At 54.0% G+C, this 15364-nt stretch carries 15 protein-coding genes; 10 read left to right on the top strand and 5 right to left on the bottom strand.

Going from position 1 to position 15364, the window contains the following annotated elements:
• The 6 genes from G7064_RS02960 (at nucleotide 1) to G7064_RS02935 (ending at nucleotide 3992) form a co-directional block, all read left to right on the top strand.
• On the top strand, nucleotides 1-219 hold the full coding sequence (locus G7064_RS02960; protein ID WP_166072391.1) for a hypothetical protein: 219 nt from the start codon (nucleotides 1-3) through the stop codon (nucleotides 217-219).
• A gap of 96 nt (nucleotides 220-315) precedes the next feature.
• Nucleotides 316-612, top strand: coding sequence for a TIGR03643 family protein (locus tag G7064_RS02955; RefSeq protein WP_166072390.1), 297 nt, complete (start codon nucleotides 316-318; stop codon nucleotides 610-612).
• A gap of 108 nt (nucleotides 613-720) precedes the next feature.
• Nucleotides 721-1836, top strand: coding sequence for a type I restriction endonuclease (locus G7064_RS02950; protein ID WP_166072389.1), 1116 nt, complete (start codon nucleotides 721-723; stop codon nucleotides 1834-1836).
• 123 nt (nucleotides 1837-1959) lie between these two features.
• On the top strand, nucleotides 1960-2754 hold the full coding sequence (locus G7064_RS02945) for a thymidylate synthase (protein ID WP_166075019.1): 795 nt from the start codon (nucleotides 1960-1962) through the stop codon (nucleotides 2752-2754).
• A gap of 263 nt (nucleotides 2755-3017) precedes the next feature.
• A complete protein-coding gene (locus G7064_RS02940; protein WP_166072388.1) occupies nucleotides 3018-3611 on the top strand; it encodes a hypothetical protein in 594 nt (197 codons plus the stop codon).
• A gap of 159 nt (nucleotides 3612-3770) precedes the next feature.
• Nucleotides 3771-3992 carry a hypothetical protein gene (locus G7064_RS02935; protein WP_166072387.1) on the top strand — a complete coding sequence of 74 codons (222 nt, stop codon included), beginning with the start codon at nucleotides 3771-3773 and terminating at the stop codon, nucleotides 3990-3992.
• Here G7064_RS02935 and G7064_RS02930 read toward each other — a convergent pair.
• The 3 genes from G7064_RS02930 to G7064_RS02920 all read right to left on the bottom strand — a co-directional run bounded on the left by G7064_RS02930 (nucleotide 3977) and on the right by G7064_RS02920 (nucleotide 6576).
• On the bottom strand, nucleotides 3977-4813 hold the full coding sequence (locus G7064_RS02930) for an aminotransferase class IV (RefSeq protein WP_166072386.1): 837 nt from the start codon (nucleotides 4811-4813) through the stop codon (nucleotides 3977-3979). The genes G7064_RS02935 and G7064_RS02930 overlap by 16 nt on opposite strands.
• A 60-nt stretch (nucleotides 4814-4873) precedes the next feature.
• Nucleotides 4874-5995, bottom strand: a complete 1122-nt coding sequence (gene dprA / locus G7064_RS02925; RefSeq protein WP_166072385.1) for a DNA-processing protein DprA — start codon at nucleotides 5993-5995, stop codon at nucleotides 4874-4876.
• 224 nt (nucleotides 5996-6219) lie between these two features.
• Nucleotides 6220-6576, bottom strand: a complete 357-nt coding sequence (locus tag G7064_RS02920; protein WP_133272670.1) for a MerR family transcriptional regulator — start codon at nucleotides 6574-6576, stop codon at nucleotides 6220-6222.
• 260 nt (nucleotides 6577-6836) lie between these two features.
• On the opposite strand from G7064_RS02920, the gene alaS reads away from it, so the two are divergent.
• The 4 genes from alaS to G7064_RS02900 all read left to right on the top strand — a co-directional run bounded on the left by alaS (nucleotide 6837) and on the right by G7064_RS02900 (nucleotide 13445).
• A complete protein-coding gene (gene alaS / locus G7064_RS02915) occupies nucleotides 6837-9524 on the top strand; it encodes an alanine--tRNA ligase (RefSeq protein WP_166072384.1) in 2688 nt (895 codons plus the stop codon).
• Between the two features lie 15 nt (nucleotides 9525-9539).
• Nucleotides 9540-10289, top strand: coding sequence for an energy transducer TonB (locus G7064_RS02910; protein WP_166072383.1), 750 nt, complete (start codon nucleotides 9540-9542; stop codon nucleotides 10287-10289).
• A gap of 321 nt (nucleotides 10290-10610) precedes the next feature.
• The gene (gene gatB / locus G7064_RS02905) at nucleotides 10611-12074 is read left to right on the top strand and encodes an Asp-tRNA(Asn)/Glu-tRNA(Gln) amidotransferase subunit GatB (protein WP_166072382.1); all 1464 of its coding nucleotides are present in this window, start codon (nucleotides 10611-10613) and stop codon (nucleotides 12072-12074) included.
• A gap of 207 nt (nucleotides 12075-12281) precedes the next feature.
• Nucleotides 12282-13445 carry a TlpA disulfide reductase family protein gene (locus tag G7064_RS02900; protein WP_166072381.1) on the top strand — a complete coding sequence of 388 codons (1164 nt, stop codon included), beginning with the start codon at nucleotides 12282-12284 and terminating at the stop codon, nucleotides 13443-13445.
• Nucleotides 13446-13652: 207 nt separating this feature from the next.
• Here G7064_RS02900 and G7064_RS02895 read toward each other — a convergent pair whose 3' ends face one another.
• The gene (locus G7064_RS02895; protein ID WP_166072380.1) at nucleotides 13653-14426 is read right to left on the bottom strand and encodes a hypothetical protein; all 774 of its coding nucleotides are present in this window, start codon (nucleotides 14424-14426) and stop codon (nucleotides 13653-13655) included.
• Nucleotides 14427-14533: 107 nt separating this feature from the next.
• Nucleotides 14534-15052 (bottom strand): acyl-CoA thioesterase, encoded by a 519-nt coding sequence (locus G7064_RS02890; protein WP_133272676.1) that lies wholly within the window; start codon nucleotides 15050-15052, stop codon nucleotides 14534-14536.
• Nucleotides 15053-15364: the final 312 nt, after the last annotated feature.

Genomic DNA, 15364 nt, shown 5'->3' with positions numbered 1-15364 from the left:
ATGAAAAACGCCCTGCTGGCCCTCGCCCTGTTTGCTTTCGTTGGAACCGCCACTGCCCACGAGGGCAAGGACGAGAAGAAGTCCAAGAAAAGCGCCGCCAAAACCTGCAACATGCCCGAGAAAGGCACTGCCGCCTGCTGCATGAAGAAAGACACCAAAACCGCTGCCGTAAAAGCTGCCCCAGCTCCGGCCGCCGCGCCAGTTACGAAGTCGCTATAGAAAGTAGATTAAATCAAAAAAGCCTCGCCCACAAGCGAGGCTTTTTTGTTGTTAGAGGGCTTAGCTACCTGAATCTAAAGGAGCGAAGTATTCTACATGAAAAACGAAGAAAAAGCCCCCCAAGCCCTCACCGCCGCCGACGTAGACCGCATTATCGAAATGGGCTGGGAAGACCGAACCCCTTTTGAAGCTATTGAAGCGCAGTTTGGCTTAGCGGAGAAAGATGTAATTGCCCTAATGCGCAAGACGATGAAGCTCTCATCATTCAAAATGTGGCGCAAGCGCATGGCTGGCCGCAGCACCAAGCATCTGGCGCTTCGGGCCGATGGGATGGATGGGTTTAAGAGCAACCAGCAACGCGCTATTTCGATGAATAAGATTAGTAAGCGGTAGGCCAAAAGCCTAGCCAAGCAAAATACAAAAGTGTTTAGCTAAAACAGTCTTGTAATACTATATATAGAACCTACATTGAGGGAGTTTTATAACAATTTACTCTCATGTATGGAGCTTATAGATCAACTTACTAATCTGGCGTCACGGGCGCAAAAACAAATCAGTCATATTCAAACCGAGGAAGCAACGAAAAACGCGCTCATTATGCCGTTTATCAATGCTCTTGGTTACAATGTCTTCGATCCCACGGAAGTAGTGCCGGAGTTTGTGTGCGACATAGGTACTAAGAAGGGCGAGAAGATTGATTATGCCATTATGCGCGATGGCAAGCCTATTATTCTATTTGAGTGCAAACATGCTGGTGGCGATTTAAGCATCAATCACGCAAGCCAGCTATTTCGGTATTTCCATGTTACAGAAGCACGTATCGCGGTGCTCACGAATGGAATTACGTATCGACTGTTCACTGATTTAGAGCAGGCCAATAAGATGGATGAGCGCCCCTTCATGGAATTTGATTTGTTCAACTTTCAGGAAAATGATGTTGCTGAACTCAAGAAGCTGAGCAAATCATCGTTCAACCTTGAAGACATGCTTTTTGCCGCCTACAATCTCAAGTACATGCGGGCTTTCAAAAAGTATTTTGACGAGCAGTTCACTCAGCCTTCTAACGACTTTATTCACTTTGTATCGAAGCAAGTGTACGATGGTGTATTAACGCCTAAGCTCAAGGAGCAATTCGCGGCGCTAGTGCATCGTTCTTTTCATCAGTTCTTGAACGATAAAATCACGATGCGACTGCGCTCAGCTATGGTCGATACTAGCGGCCAGAGCTTGTTGACGCCAGAAGTACCAGCTGCACCGTTGCCACCAGCTGCAGATTTAGTGGGTGTTGAGCCTGCCGATAAAGGCATTGATACCACAATGGAGGAGGCAGAAGGCTTCATGATTGTACGGGCCATTCTACGCAAAACGATACCTGTGAATCGGGTGATAATGCGGGACGTACAATCTTACTGCGGTATTTTGTTAGACGATAATAACAGGAAGCCAATTTGTCGCTTGCATTTTAACGGTAGTAAAAAATACGTCACGCTTTTCGATATAGAAGGAGGGGAGCGCGTCGATATTAGTTCGCTCGATGATTTATACGGTTTGGCATCTCGCATTCGAGTTGCCGTTCAACGGTATGAGACGAAGCCTCAAGAAGCATCTGCAGTTTAATAAGGCATATTCGCGATTATGAAATAGAAAAAGCCGCCCCAAACCGGGCGGCTTTTTCTATTTTTGACAACTCGACCTATCCGCACCTCTTTCAAGCCAGCTTCGGCGGGCGCTATTCTTCTCATGCAGCAGTACCTCGACCTCGTTCGCCATATTCTCGACCACGGCACTACCAAAACTGACCGCACCGGCACCGGCACGCTTTCGGTATTTGGCTACCAGATGCGGTTCGATTTGGCCCAAGGCTTCCCACTTGTTACCACCAAAAAAGTCCACCTCAAGAGCATCATCCACGAGCTGCTCTGGTTTCTGCGCGGCGACACCAGCAACAAATCGCTGGAGGAAGTGGGCGTGAGCATCTGGCGAGAGTGGGCCGATGCCAACGGCGACCTGGGGCCCATCTACGGCAAGCAGTGGCGCAGCTGGACGGCCCCCGACGGCCAGAGCATTGACCAGATAGCCGAGATGGTGCGTCTGCTACGTACGCAGCCCGATTCGCGCCGCATGGTGGTATCGGCTTGGAACGTAGCCGACCTGCCGCTGATGCGCCTGACGCCCTGCCACGCTCTGTTTCAATTTTACGTGGCCGACGGCAAGCTTTCCTGCCAACTCTACCAGCGCTCCGCCGACGTGTTTCTGGGCGTGCCCTTCAATATTGCCTCCTACGCCATGCTCACGCTGATGATGGCCCAGGTAACCGGTCTGCAGCCCGGTGAATTTATCTGGACCGGCGGCGACACGCATCTGTACTCCAACCACTTGGAGCAGGCACATTTGCAACTCACGCGGGCTCCGCGCCCGCTGCCGCAGCTTCGTCTGAACCCAGAGGTGACCGATATATTCGGCTTTCAGTATGAGGATTTTACCCTCGAAAATTACGAGCCGCACCCAGCCATCAAGGCGCCCGTAGCCGTATAGTTGGGCGGTCGGGCGTTTGGCTGATTACTGGTTGTAAAAGTCGCTTGGGCAGTACGCCACGAAGCAGCCCGCGGATAGATGTTGTGTTTGTAAGCGTAGCCTGGTCTGTGGGGTGTTTTGCAACCATTTACTTGGCGACTCGCCTCAAACAGGAGATTACCTGACGTTTAGCAACGGGAATTTATTTGCCGGGCCCGACGTAGCATAGCAAGCCAAAACAAATTTGCCCCCCGGCATCCGTTAACTCACAAGTAGGTAGTACTATGAAGCCTAGCGCCGCAACTCCCGCAAGCCTGAAGCACCAAGGATTATTGCTGCTCATTGGGGGCTTGCTGCTGGCCCTGATGGCGGCACCCGCTGCCCGTGCGCAGGGCAGCTACAACCGCTGGAACGCCCAGCCTCCCGCTGCTATTGAGCGCATACAAAAGAAGGAAAGAGCACCCAAGCCGCAGCCCCCCGCGGTGGTGCCAGATACTACGGAGCAGCCCCGGGTGGCCCAATCTAAGCTGCTGAAACGCGGCTTGGGCAGCCGTATGCGCCAAGGGCAGTCGTTGCCCGAAGACAGCATCTCGATGGTGTTCTTCTCCCAAAATAGCCGCTACCCATCCGCCGCAGTCCAGGCGCGGGCCGAAGCCAAGGTAGTTATCCGGCTGCAAGTAGCGCCCAATGGGCGGGTGAGCCGGACTTCTGTAGTCACCCTGACGCCGGCGCCCAATCCGTACCGCGACGGGCCAGTGCCAGCGCCCGCTCTGCAAGCGCTAGCTGAAGAGGCGCAGCGCGTGTTTCGAATGTTGCGTTTTGAGCCCGGTCCCCAAACCTCTGAGGAGGATTTGAGCGCAAACTTCTCTATTCAATAAGAGCTAGATGGTGAGTTTCCTCTATTGCATTTAATACGCTAAAACCAGCAATATAAGGCTTAATAAACTAGGTAGGCATTATTCAATATAATTATTTGTATAACGACAAAATTGTTTAAAGCGTAAATCCGAACCGTTTCGTTTTTCGTAGCTGCCCGCGTGATACTTCGCGACTACTTTTCAATTTACGTTACCGAATCCGAGCAAACGGTGCTCACGCGCCAGCACCGTGCATGGGTAGCACTGTATGCGCTGGACGCCGGGCAAGGTCCCCGCGCGAGCGTACTGCGCGCAAATGAGGTAACCGAGGCCGATTTGCTGGAATTTGAAGACAGCTGGCGCAAGCTCCGCCGCCGCAATCCTGCTCAGCTGAATAAATAGTCGGCTTCCCAACGCTGAAGCTGGGTGTATAACGCAGACGGCTCGGTGGAGAATGTAGTGTCGCCTATTTGAGTAATTGGGCGTATTGTCGCGACGTTGGCGGTAAATACACAAGTGGCATCCAGCAACTCTTCAGGTAAGTATAGGCCTTCAGAAATGGCTAACCCATGCGCCTGCGCGGTGCGCAGAAGATGAGCCCGGCGCACTCCGGCCACGCAGCCAGTGCGTAGCGCCGGCGTATAAAGGCAATCGTTCTTAATCCAGAAGATAGCGGCTGCTCCGGCTTCGGCAACGTAGCCGGCATTGTCTAGCAGCAGTATTTCGTCGAGGCCACGGTCAACTCGTTCGCGGGCGGCCAGTACGTAAGTAAGGGCATGGGGGCCTTTGCAGAAGCTCAGCGGCGAGATATGGGTGCGCACTTGCTGGCTAACATCGGCGCGGGCGCCGGTAGTCGGGGCCGGCTCATAGGCCGTAGCCGTAAGCAGGTAGTCGACGGATGTCGTAACCGGTGTGTATAAGCCGGCGCCCGCCCGCCACATCTGCAGACGCAGGCGAGCCACTGTCAATCCTTGAGCAGCAGTTAATTGCTTAAAAATGCCCCCCAAGCCCTGCAGCGTGTGTAATTCGTTCGGTAAGGTCAGGTGTAGTGCCGCTGCTGCGGCCTGCATCCGGGCTAGGTGAAAAGACAGGAGACGTACACCGCCATCAGTCCAGATCAGCGTTTCAAAAAAGCCGTCGTTGTAAAATAAGCCCCGATTGGGCAAGGGAAAGGAGAACGTGCTTTCCTCAAGCAGCTGGCCGTTGTAGATGAGGTAGGACACAGTAAGCGATACGAAAATGTGGTTGCCGAGGAGCCGTGTGGCACCACCCGGCTCCGGTTATTATACCAGCGAAAAGCGCTTGCCGGGCAGGGCCTTCACCACGCCCCGAAATTCCAGTCCCAGCAATAAGCTGGCCGCCTGATTAACGGGCAACTGTGCTTTCCAGCTCAAATTATCCAACAATTCTTCCTGTGAAGCTAACACCTGAATTAATTGAAACTCTTCCGGGGAAAAATCATCCGAGTCGTAGGCGGCTGGGGGGCGTTTTTTGCCGGTTTGGTGCAGGGCCGCATCCCAATTCAGCACTTCCTCCAAATCGCGAGGCTCGGCGTACATCGCGGCTTTATTGCTTTTAATCAGATGATTGCAACCTTCGGAAGTATCGGTGCCTAGGTTACCGGGTACGGCCAGCACGTCGCGATTATAGCTGAGCGCAATTTCGGCCGTGATAAGGGCGCCACCTTTGCGGGCCGCCTCCACGACTACGGTACCATCGGAAAGGCCAGCAATGATGCGGTTGCGGGCCGGGAAATTGTAGCGGTCGGGTGGGGTGCCGAAGGGAAACTCGGTGAGTAAGCCGCCTTGGGTGAGCATTTTCTCGGCCGTTTTGCGGTGCGCGGCGGGGTAAATAATATCCAAGCCCGTAGCCATTACGCCAATGGTTTCCAGTCCTTCTTGCAAAGCGGCACGATGAGCTGTAATGTCGATCCCATACGCTAGGCCGCTTACAACGAGCGGGTTGTGCGTTACTAATCCCTGCACGATTCGCTCCGTTTGCTCACGGCCGTAGTCGGTGGCTTTGCGCGTGCCCACTAAGGCTACGGTCTTGGGATGATTGAGGTCGGCGGTGCCTTGGTAGTAGAGCAGCGCCGGCGCGTCCGGAATTTGCTTGAGGCGGGTGGGGTAGCGTTTGCTAGTATAAAACAGCAACTGCACGCCATCTTTTTCGGCCCGTCGCAGGGACGTTTCGGCTTGCTGTAAGGCTTTGGCCCGCTCCCCGCCGGTTAGGGTAGCCACCGTCGTGTTACCCACGCCCGGAATCTTACGGAGCTTGCCGGGGGGCAAATGCAGGACGTTTTTGGCCGAGCCGCCGTAGCTCATCAGCTGGCGGGTGAGCTGGGGGCCAATACCAGGGAAAAGGGTAAGCGCAACTTCGTAGAGTAACGTATCGTCGGCGGACATGAAATAGAAAGCGGAGTAACAGGGGATAGAAAGCTAGGCTTTCCGGCCAGTCAAATAGTACGCCACGACTAAAACCGATTCACCATTTCCTTATTCCACAAGGTGGTCATGCAGAGCGGGAGCGAAGCATCTCGCGTGTTTGGTTGAGTTACTACTCTTACTAAACACGCGAGATGCTTCGCTCCCGCTCTGCATGACGTTTTAGTTGGATAGTTATTAAAGCATTACTGCGCCTTGCTGATAGCATCCAGCTCTTTCTTCATGGTTACCATGAATTTACGCACTTTTTCCAGGCTCTGAATCACATCGATTTTCTCCTTAAGCTGGGGGCCTTTTTGCTTCATCAAATCCCGTGCGCCGGGGATGGTGTAGCCGCGCTCCTTCACCAAGTGATAGATGGTGCGGAAGATATCTATGTCCTGGGGCGTGTAGAGGCGGTTGCCTTTTTTGCTTTTGCGGGGGCGCAATTCTTCAAATTCGGTTTCCCAGAAGCGAATAAGCGAGGGCGCTACGTTGAACTGCGCGGCTACCTCGCCGATGGTGAAGTACTGCTTTTCAATGTCGCGTTCTTTGTAAGGCATAATGGGGCGCGATGTAGCGCGAATTTTCGGTTCGCGTATCGTTGAACGATGAGTTGCGAGGGCTTTTTTGCAACGACTGCGACGAAACGCGAACGGAAAGTTCGTGCTACTATCAAAGTCGGCTAACTTTGTCGGAAGCTAATCTCGTCTTAAAAGCGAAAAGTAGCCAAAATCCTGGCCGCTGCCAACTTTCCGGCGGCGTGGCCAGCTTCGTTCCACGATTTCAACGATTCCCTGAGCTTCCGCTTGGGCTACCTGCCATGTCACTTCCTTCGGCCCACCACGTCCGCCAGCAATTCCTCGATTTTTTCGCTTCCAAAGGTCACCACATCGTGCCCTCAGCGCCTATTGTGGTAAAAGACGACCCGACGCTGCTGTTCATCAACTCGGGCATGGCCCCGTTCAAGGATTATTTCCTGGGCAACAAGCCTGCCCCCTTCAAGCGCATCGCCGATACGCAGAAGTGTCTGCGCGTATCGGGTAAGCACAATGACCTGGAAGAGGTAGGCTACGACACCTACCACCATACCATGTTTGAGATGCTCGGCAACTGGTCGTTTGGCGATTATTTCAAGAAAGACGCCATTGCCTGGGCCTGGGAGCTGCTCACGGAAGTATATAAGCTGCCGAAAGACCGCCTCTACGTCACCTACTTCGAAGGTGACCAAGGCGACGGTCTCGGCGCCGATACGGAAACTCAGGAACTATGGCGCCAATACGTGGCCGAGGAGCGTATTATGCCCGGCAACAAGAAGGATAACTTCTGGGAAATGGGTGACACCGGCCCTTGCGGCCCTTGCACCGAAATCCACATCGACCTGCGCGACGAGGCCGAAGTAACCCAGAAATCGGGGCGGGAATTGGTGAACAACGACCACCCGCAAGTAGTCGAAATCTGGAACAACGTGTTCATGGAATTCCAGCGCCTGGCCGACAAGAGTTTGGTAAAACTGCCGGCTCAGCACGTCGATACGGGCATGGGCTTCGAGCGTCTGATGATGGCCGTTTCGGGCGTAAAGTCGAATTACGACACCGATGTTTTTCAGCCGCTGATTCAGTTTATTGCCTCCGAAGTGGGTCTGGAATATCACGGCACGGCTCCGGCCACCGTGAACGACCAACCCACCACCGAAAACGAGAAAACGGATATTGCCATTCGTGTCATTGCCGATCACATTCGCACCATCAGCTTCACTATTGCCGATGGGCAGCTGCCAAGCAATGTGAAGGCCGGCTACGTAATTCGCCGCATTCTGCGTCGGGCCGTGCGCTACGCTTTCTCATCGCTGAATCAGAAACAGCCTTTCCTTTATAAGCTGGTGCCCGTGCTGGCCGACCAGATGCGCAGCATTTTCCCCGAGCTGAAGCAGCAGCAGCAGTTCGTACAGCGCGTAATTGAGGAGGAAGAAATTGCCTTCCTGAAAACGCTAGAAAACGGCCTGCGCCGCCTGGATGCCTTGGAAGCAACGGCCAAAGCCAACGGCAACCGTATCGACGGCGCCACCGCATTTGAGCTATCGGATACCTTTGGTTTCCCGCTCGATCTTACTGCTCTAATTGCCCGCGAGAAAGGTCTGACGGTTGATGAAGAAGGCTTCAAAAAAGAACTGGAACAGCAGAAAAGTCGCTCGCGCAACGCCCAGGAGGCCGAACAGAGCGACTGGACCATCGTAACTGAATCGGAAGAGCAGCCCGCGTTTGTCGGCTACGACCTAGAGGAAGCGCCGGCCCGCATCCTGCGCTACCGCCGCACCGACCGCAAAGGCAAAACCGAGTATCAGGTGGTGCTGGACCAAACGCCGTTCTATGCTGAGTCTGGGGGGCAAATTGGCGACACGGGCTACCTGGAGTCGGACTTGTCGAAGGTGCGAGTGATTGACACGAAGAAGGAGAACGACCTGATCGTGCACACCGTCCTGGATTTGCCCGAAGATCTGGAAGCCAGCTTCATCAGCCGCATCGACCACGCCCGCCGCGACCAAATCCGGCGCAACCACACGGCTACGCACTTGCTGCAAGCCGCGCTGCGTGAAATAGTGGGGACGCATGTGGCGCAGAAAGGCTCTTTGGTAAACGAAAAGCTGCTGCGCTTCGACTTCAGCCATTTCACCAAAGTAACTGACGACCAGTTACGTCAAGTAGAAACGCTGGTGAATGAGCGTATCCGCCAGCAAATTCCGCTGGATGAGCGTCGTAACGTGCCTATTGCTGAAGCTAAAGAGCTTGGCGCTACGGCCTTATTCGGTGAGAAATACGGCGACTTCGTGCGCGTCATCACCTTCGACAAAGACTTTTCGGTAGAGCTCTGCGGTGGCACCCACGTGCGCACCACCGGCGACATCGGCTTCTTCAAAATAACTTCCGAATCGGCCGTTGGGGCCGGCGTGCGCCGTATCGAAGCCGTAACGGCTGAGGCCGCCGAAGCCTACGTGAATCAGCAATTCGACTTGCTTCAGCAGGTGCGCGAGGCCCTGGGCAACCCCCAGCATCTGCTGACCAGCATTGAGAAGCAAACCGAAGAAATTGCCGGCCTGCGCAAGCAGATCGAGCAGTTTGCACAGCAAAGTCTCAACCAGCAGAAGGACCAGCTTGCCGCACAAGTAAAGCCCTTGAACGGCGTAAACTTCCTAGCTGCCCAAGTGCAGGCCAATTCGGCCGACGGTCTCAAAACGCTGGCGTTCAACCTGCGCCAAGCTGTACCCAACCTTGTGCTGGTGCTCGGTGCTGAAATCGACGGTAAGCCACAACTGGCCGTGATGCTGGCCGATGAACTGGCTGCGGGGGGCAAATTGAACGCTTCTACGCTGGTGCGCGAGTTGGCCAAGGAAATTCAGGGCGGCGGCGGCGGTCAGCCGTTCTTCGCTACGGCGGGGGGCAAAAATGTGGCTGGGCTGGGAGCAGCTATTGGCAAGGCGGCGGAGTTGGTGGGGAAGAATTTGTCCAACTAGTAGTCACGTAAATACATGAGATACGGCATCGCCACACTAATATTCTTAGGTGTTTTCTGGTCGGAGCTACTTATGGCTCAACAGATAATCCCGCCACTTAAGACGGAATTTTTAGATTCAACCTTCTTTACGCTTCCTTCCGCCGAAGGTGCGCGCTACCGGCGTGAAATACAGTATAAAGATAGTGTAGGCGGTATAGTTCGTAACTACTTCCTTAAAGGTAAGCTTCAAGCTGTTTGTGAGTATGAACACATCCGCAAAGACAGTATCCACGGTACTTATGAAAGCTGGTTTGAAAATGGGCAGCTAGAATGGCATAAGGAATTTGAGCACTGTAAGCCAAAAGGGGAGTGGCTACTATATTATGCTGACGGTAAGCGCAAACGCCGCGAAATTTACGCGGCTGGTGAGCGTACAACTGGCGAGTGTTATGATACTCAAGGTCAATTGATTCCTTTTTTTGAGTACCAAATTATGCCAACCTACCCAGGTGGGCCACAAGCATTTTTGCAATTCATTGGTGCCAATATTCACTATGCCAAAAAAGCCAGACGCGATAATGTAGAAGGTCTGGTACATATAGGTTTTATAGTTGACGCTACGGGTCAGGTGCGAAATGCAAGAGTGGTGAAGAGTGTACACCCGTTAGTAGATGCCGAGGCTCTACGAGTGGTGCAGCTAGCGTCGCGTTGGACACCTGGTCAGCAGGATGGCAAACCTGTTTCAGTGTCTTTTGTAGTGCCTATTACATTCAGACTTCAATAGTCAGAATGAGATTTTACGAATCTGACAAGTAATTATTCAAAAGCTCATTATACACTTCTCTAGACTTCTCCTCATTACAACTGAGCACCTTATGTATTCATTGAGTATGGGAATCACCTTCCGAGTACTCGGCAGCCGCGCTGACTTTATGTTGCAATGTGGCCTCACCGACCGACCAACGCTGAACACCTCAGGCAGCCGATTGAGCAACTGCGGCGGGGGGAGGCATTATTATTACTGAGAATAAAAAGTAGCTTGTCACCTTACCTTCACACCTAAATCAGCGCAATCAGCTGTTAGGTCAGCAAAAATCTGCGATTCATGGACGAAGCAATAAAATCAAAATACCAGCCTGTTATTGGCTTAGAAGTGCACGCGCAGCTGCTCACGCACAGCAAAATGTACTCGTCGGACGAGAATGAGTACGGCGCGTTGCCGAATCATAACCTTTCGGTAATTACGCTGGGCCACCCCGGCACGCTACCACGGGTGAATTATTCGGCTGTGGAGTTTGCCATGAAAATGGGCCTGGCCACCAACTGCCACATTACCCGCGACAACCTGTTTGCGCGCAAAAACTACTTCTATCCCGACCTTCCCAAGGGCTACCAGATCACGCAGGATAAAACCCCGATCTGCACCCAGGGCCACGTCCCGATTCGGCTGAGCGACGGCACCACGCGGGAAATCGGCGTGACGCGTATTCATATGGAGGAGGACGCGGGCAAATCCATGCACTTGGCGGGCGAGGTGGAAACGCTGGTGGATTTGAACCGCGCCGGTGTGCCGCTAATTGAGATTGTATCGGAGCCCGACATTCGCAACGCGGAGGAAGCCTACGCTTACCTGGCCGAAATCAAGAAGTTGGTCGTGTATCTGGGCATCTGCGACGGCAACATGGAGGAAGGCTCCCTGCGCTGCGACGCCAATATTTCGGTGATGCTCAAAGGTGCCGATAAGTTTGGTACCAAGGTGGAGGTGAAGAATATGAACTCCTTCCGCAACGTGCAGCGCGCCATTGAGCATGAGATTGAGCGGCAAATTGCCATCCTGGAAGCGGGCGAAACCATCGATAGCGAAACGCGCGGCTTCGATGCGGCCTCGGGCACGACCAGCGGGCAGCGCAGCAAGGAAACGATGAACGACTACCGTTACTTCCCGGAGCCCGATTTGCCCCCCGTGGTCATTGATGATGCGTGGCTGCACCGCGTACAGGCCGAATTGCCGGCGCTGCCCCAGCAGCTTTACGCCCGTTTCACCGGCGAGCTGGGCCTATCGGACTACGACGCCTCGGTGCTCACCGACCAGAAGGAGGTGGCTTTGTATTTCGACGAGCTTACGCGCCTGACGACCAATGCCAAAGCCGCCGCCAACTGGGTGATGGGCCCGGTGAAATCGTACCTGAATGAGCGCGCCCTGCCGATGGCTGAGTTTCCGCTCACTACGCAGCACTTGGCCGACATCATTCAGCTTATCGACGAGAATAAAATCAGCCACTCGGTCGCTTCCAAGCAGCTGTTTCCGTATTTGCTCGAAAACCCTAGCAAAAATGCCCCCCAGGCCGCCCAGGAGCAGAACTTGCTGCAAGAGTCGGACGAGGCGGGCTTGCTGGCGATGGTGGAGCAGGTATTAGCTGCGAACCCCGGCAAAGTGGCGGAGTACCGCGCCGGCAAAAAGGCCCTAACCGGCATGTTTATGGGCGAGCTGATGAAGCTGACGGGCGGCAAAGCCGACCCGAAAGCTGCTAATCAATTGCTGCGTCAGAAGCTGGACGCCAGCGCGTAATTCAACCCCGGCGGCAAGCTTTGTTACGCTTGCCGCCGGGGTTATAAGTTTTGACCGACGCACGTTGTGGAACCTGAGACGTCAAATGCGGTTTAGGTAACAAAGTCCCTATATGGCTGCCGATTTAATCTATAATTGGCAACTTGCGACCCCAAATCGGTTCAGTACTGAACGCTTATCTGTCCCCGACTTGGCATATCAACCGAGATGATGAAGAAAATGAAGAGCATTCTGCTATTTGCCGCCGTGCTAGGCATGGCTAATGCCTGTAGCCGGGCTACGGCTCCTACGTCGGATGCGCCTGATACGGCTGCGACCGGCGAAGGCTATCAGATTACGGGTCAGTTGACCAACGCTCCGGCCGGAACGAAGGTGTATCTGGCTGAACTGGGCGAAACCCAATTTATTTCCCGCGATACTGCCACCATTGACGAGAAAGGCGGTTTTACCCTGAAAGGCAACGTACCGGAAGCTGGCTTATATCAGCTCAAAACCGACGATGCCAACCAGGTACTGCTGGCGCTCAACAGTGGCAGCCAGATACAATTAAATGGCGACGCCTCCCAACTTGGCACCAGCTACACGGTGAAGGGCTCACCCGATTCGGAGCTGATGCAGCGCCTGATGCGTGAGATGGACAAAACCAAAAAGACAGTGGAAGGCCTGGGCGAGCGCTACAACCAGGCGGCGCAGGCGGGCCGCGAGGACACCATGCGCGCCATCAGGGAGCGTTTCACAACAGTGCAGGCCCGCAATATTGCCAGCATCAAGAGCCTTGTGCGGCAGAATCCCAATTCGGTCGTGTCGGCTTTCGTGGTGGGCAACGTCCTGAATCCGGATGAGCAGTTTGCATTTGCTGATTCCATGGCCACGCAGTTCAAGAAAACCTTGCCCGACTCGCGCTACACCCAGTCGCTGGTGACGCGGCTGGATGTGCTGCGCCCCACGGCGGTGGGCGTGGTTGCTCCCGAGATTCAACTGGCCTCGCCGGCCGGGGCGCCCGTGGCGCTGAGCAGCCTCCGGGGTAAGTATGTGCTCATCGACTTCTGGGCTTCGTGGTGCGGCCCCTGCCGTCAGGAAAACCCGAATGTGGTGCGTATGTACAATAAGTACAAGAGCAAAGGCTTCGAGATTTATGGCGTTTCCTTCGACCAGGATAAAACTAAGTGGGAGAAAGCCATTGCTAAAGACGGCCTTACTTGGACCCACGTTTCGGACCTGAAAGGGTGGGAGAGTGCCGCCGGTCAAACGTATGGCGTTAAGTCCATTCCTCAGACAATTCTGCTGGATCCACAGGGTCGCATCATCGCTAAAAACCTGCGTGGTGAAGAGTTGGAGGAAAAGCTGAAGTCAGTGCTGGCAGTGAATTAAGCGTTTAAACATAAGAGCATAAAAAGCCCCCCAGTCATTCACTGGGGGCTTTTTATTTGACAGGAAAGACGGTCATGCAGAGGCGGAGCCGAAGCATCTCGCGTGCAGTCGTGAGGTAAGTAATCCAGCATCAGCACGCGAGATGCTTCGGCTCCGCCTCTGCATGACGTTCTATTGTACTTATGCTACCGTGTTCTGTGTTTTCACTTAACTCAAAAACATGCGCTGCATGGCTTGCCAAAGCAGCTTTTTGCGACTATTGTCTTCCTCCAGTAGCTCGATTTCGGCGGCCGGCAGGTAGGCTACATCGTTGACCAGAAGCACGGGCTCATATAACTGCGTTTTGTACACGGCTACATCAAGTAGGTTTTTGCCGAAGCCAATGATTTGTTTGGCAGCCAGTTTTTGCCGCAACGTGCTCAAGGCTACCGGCAAATGCGATTCCACATTGATGAGCACTACATCCTCCACAATCAAGCGGATAGCCTTGAGCAGGTTGTTTAGGAAGACATTTTTGGGCAGCCGTCGGAATCGCTCGGGGTCCATGCGCACGATGATAACGAGGCCCTTCGCATTGCTGCCAAGCGTGGAGTACGGGGTTTCGGTCAGGGGCGGGGCCGTCCGTTCCGGCCTGTCTGACATAGGCGGAGCAGGGGCTGGGCTTACCGGTGGCGGAACAGCCTGCGTGAGGGGCAAATTAAGTCCTGCTAAGGAAGGTAGCTTCGCGGGTGCAACCGGCTTTACCCCCACGGGTGGGGCAGGAACCGTTGGTGCCGGAACTGCGACTGGCGCCGACGGCTGGGGAGGCGCAACGGGTGCGACAACCGCCACAACAGAGTCAGCCACTACCCCAGCAGGCGCCGCAGGGGTGGGCGCCGCTGCTACTGGCAACGGGGGGGCATTTTCAACTCCATCCGGTACCACGTACAGCGATACATTGGTGTAGAAGTTTTGAAAAAAAGCCAGCGACGCCTCGTGCATGAAGTATAAGTGAGTAGACGGGTGATGGATTTGCAGCCGCTAAGCTTAGCCGCGAAGTAGAAAGTTAAGTAGTAGATTGTGGACTTGCAATCGTGCTTCCGTCGCCCTTAGTCCAAATCGAAAAGTGCTTTTAGCTCCGAGGCTTCCTCAGGCTTCATGCGCCCACCGAGTACCAAGCGTAGCTGCCGCCGCCGCAAAGCACCATCGTACAGCTTAATTTCCTCTTCTGTTTCGGCTACCGCTTCTGGCACATCAATCGGGCGCCCCGACTGATCGACGGCCACAAAGGTGAAGAAAGCTTCGTTGGACTTTACTTTGGTTCCCGTCGGGATGTCCTCGGCCCACACGTCGATGTGCACTTCCATCGACGAGCTAAAGGAGCGCGTCACCTGGGCCTGCAGCGTCACCACATTGCCAAGGCGAATGCCGGCGCTGAACGATACATTATCGACGGAGGCCGTCACGACGATGCGGTTGGAGTGTTTTTGGGCCGAAATAGCGGCGGCAATGTCCATCAGGTGCATCATGCGGCCGCCCATCAGGTTGTTGAGCGTGTTGGTATCGTTGGGCAGCACCAACTCGGTCATGTTCACGAACGAGTCTTTGACGGGCTTCTGTTTGCGCATTGGGTAGAAGGTTGGAATCAATAAAAGTCGAGCAAAGGTAGGGTAGCTGAAGATATTGAGTTCAGCTAAGTAGAAATGTTCTACTAATGATCGAAGCCCGTCTCTGCCCATTGATAAAAACCAATAATCCAAAAGCCCAGCACAAGTATCGCGAATAGACCACTGCTAAAGCGGAGTATATTATTTGACTTTCTCCTATATGAGAGTACAATGAGACACAGCCCTAGTAACCCTACTAGAAACATTAAACAAGGTGCCTTCAGATATTGCCATTGCCAATAGGGTTGACTGGTATCTAAGTGATGAACTAGA

It is taken from the genome of Hymenobacter sp. HDW8 (assembly GCF_011305775.1).
Classification (GTDB): domain Bacteria; phylum Bacteroidota; class Bacteroidia; order Cytophagales; family Hymenobacteraceae; genus Hymenobacter; species Hymenobacter radiodurans.
This window is presented reverse-complemented; position numbering and strand designations above follow the sequence as displayed.

Excerpts from the sequence above, each read along its gene's own strand:
- G7064_RS02960 (WP_166072391.1), top strand. The coding sequence starts at position 1 with ATGAAAAACGCCCTGCTGGCCCTCGCCCTGTTTGCTTTCGTTGGAACC.
- G7064_RS02955 (WP_166072390.1), top strand. The coding sequence starts at position 316 with ATGAAAAACGAAGAAAAAGCCCCCCAAGCCCTCACCGCCGCCGACGTA.
- G7064_RS02950 (WP_166072389.1), top strand. The coding sequence starts at position 721 with ATGGAGCTTATAGATCAACTTACTAATCTGGCGTCACGGGCGCAAAAA.
- G7064_RS02945 (WP_166075019.1), top strand. The coding sequence starts at position 1,960 with ATGCAGCAGTACCTCGACCTCGTTCGCCATATTCTCGACCACGGCACT.
- G7064_RS02940 (WP_166072388.1), top strand. The coding sequence starts at position 3,018 with ATGAAGCCTAGCGCCGCAACTCCCGCAAGCCTGAAGCACCAAGGATTA.
- dprA (WP_166072385.1), bottom strand. The coding sequence starts at position 5,995 with ATGTCCGCCGACGATACGTTACTCTACGAAGTTGCGCTTACCCTTTTC.
- G7064_RS02920 (WP_133272670.1), bottom strand. The coding sequence starts at position 6,576 with ATGCCTTACAAAGAACGCGACATTGAAAAGCAGTACTTCACCATCGGC.
- alaS (WP_166072384.1), top strand. The coding sequence starts at position 6,837 with ATGTCACTTCCTTCGGCCCACCACGTCCGCCAGCAATTCCTCGATTTT.
- G7064_RS02910 (WP_166072383.1), top strand. The coding sequence starts at position 9,540 with ATGAGATACGGCATCGCCACACTAATATTCTTAGGTGTTTTCTGGTCG.
- gatB (WP_166072382.1), top strand. The coding sequence starts at position 10,611 with ATGGACGAAGCAATAAAATCAAAATACCAGCCTGTTATTGGCTTAGAA.
- G7064_RS02900 (WP_166072381.1), top strand. The coding sequence starts at position 12,282 with ATGATGAAGAAAATGAAGAGCATTCTGCTATTTGCCGCCGTGCTAGGC.
- G7064_RS02895 (WP_166072380.1), bottom strand. The coding sequence starts at position 14,426 with ATGCACGAGGCGTCGCTGGCTTTTTTTCAAAACTTCTACACCAATGTA.
- G7064_RS02890 (WP_133272676.1), bottom strand. The coding sequence starts at position 15,052 with ATGCGCAAACAGAAGCCCGTCAAAGACTCGTTCGTGAACATGACCGAG.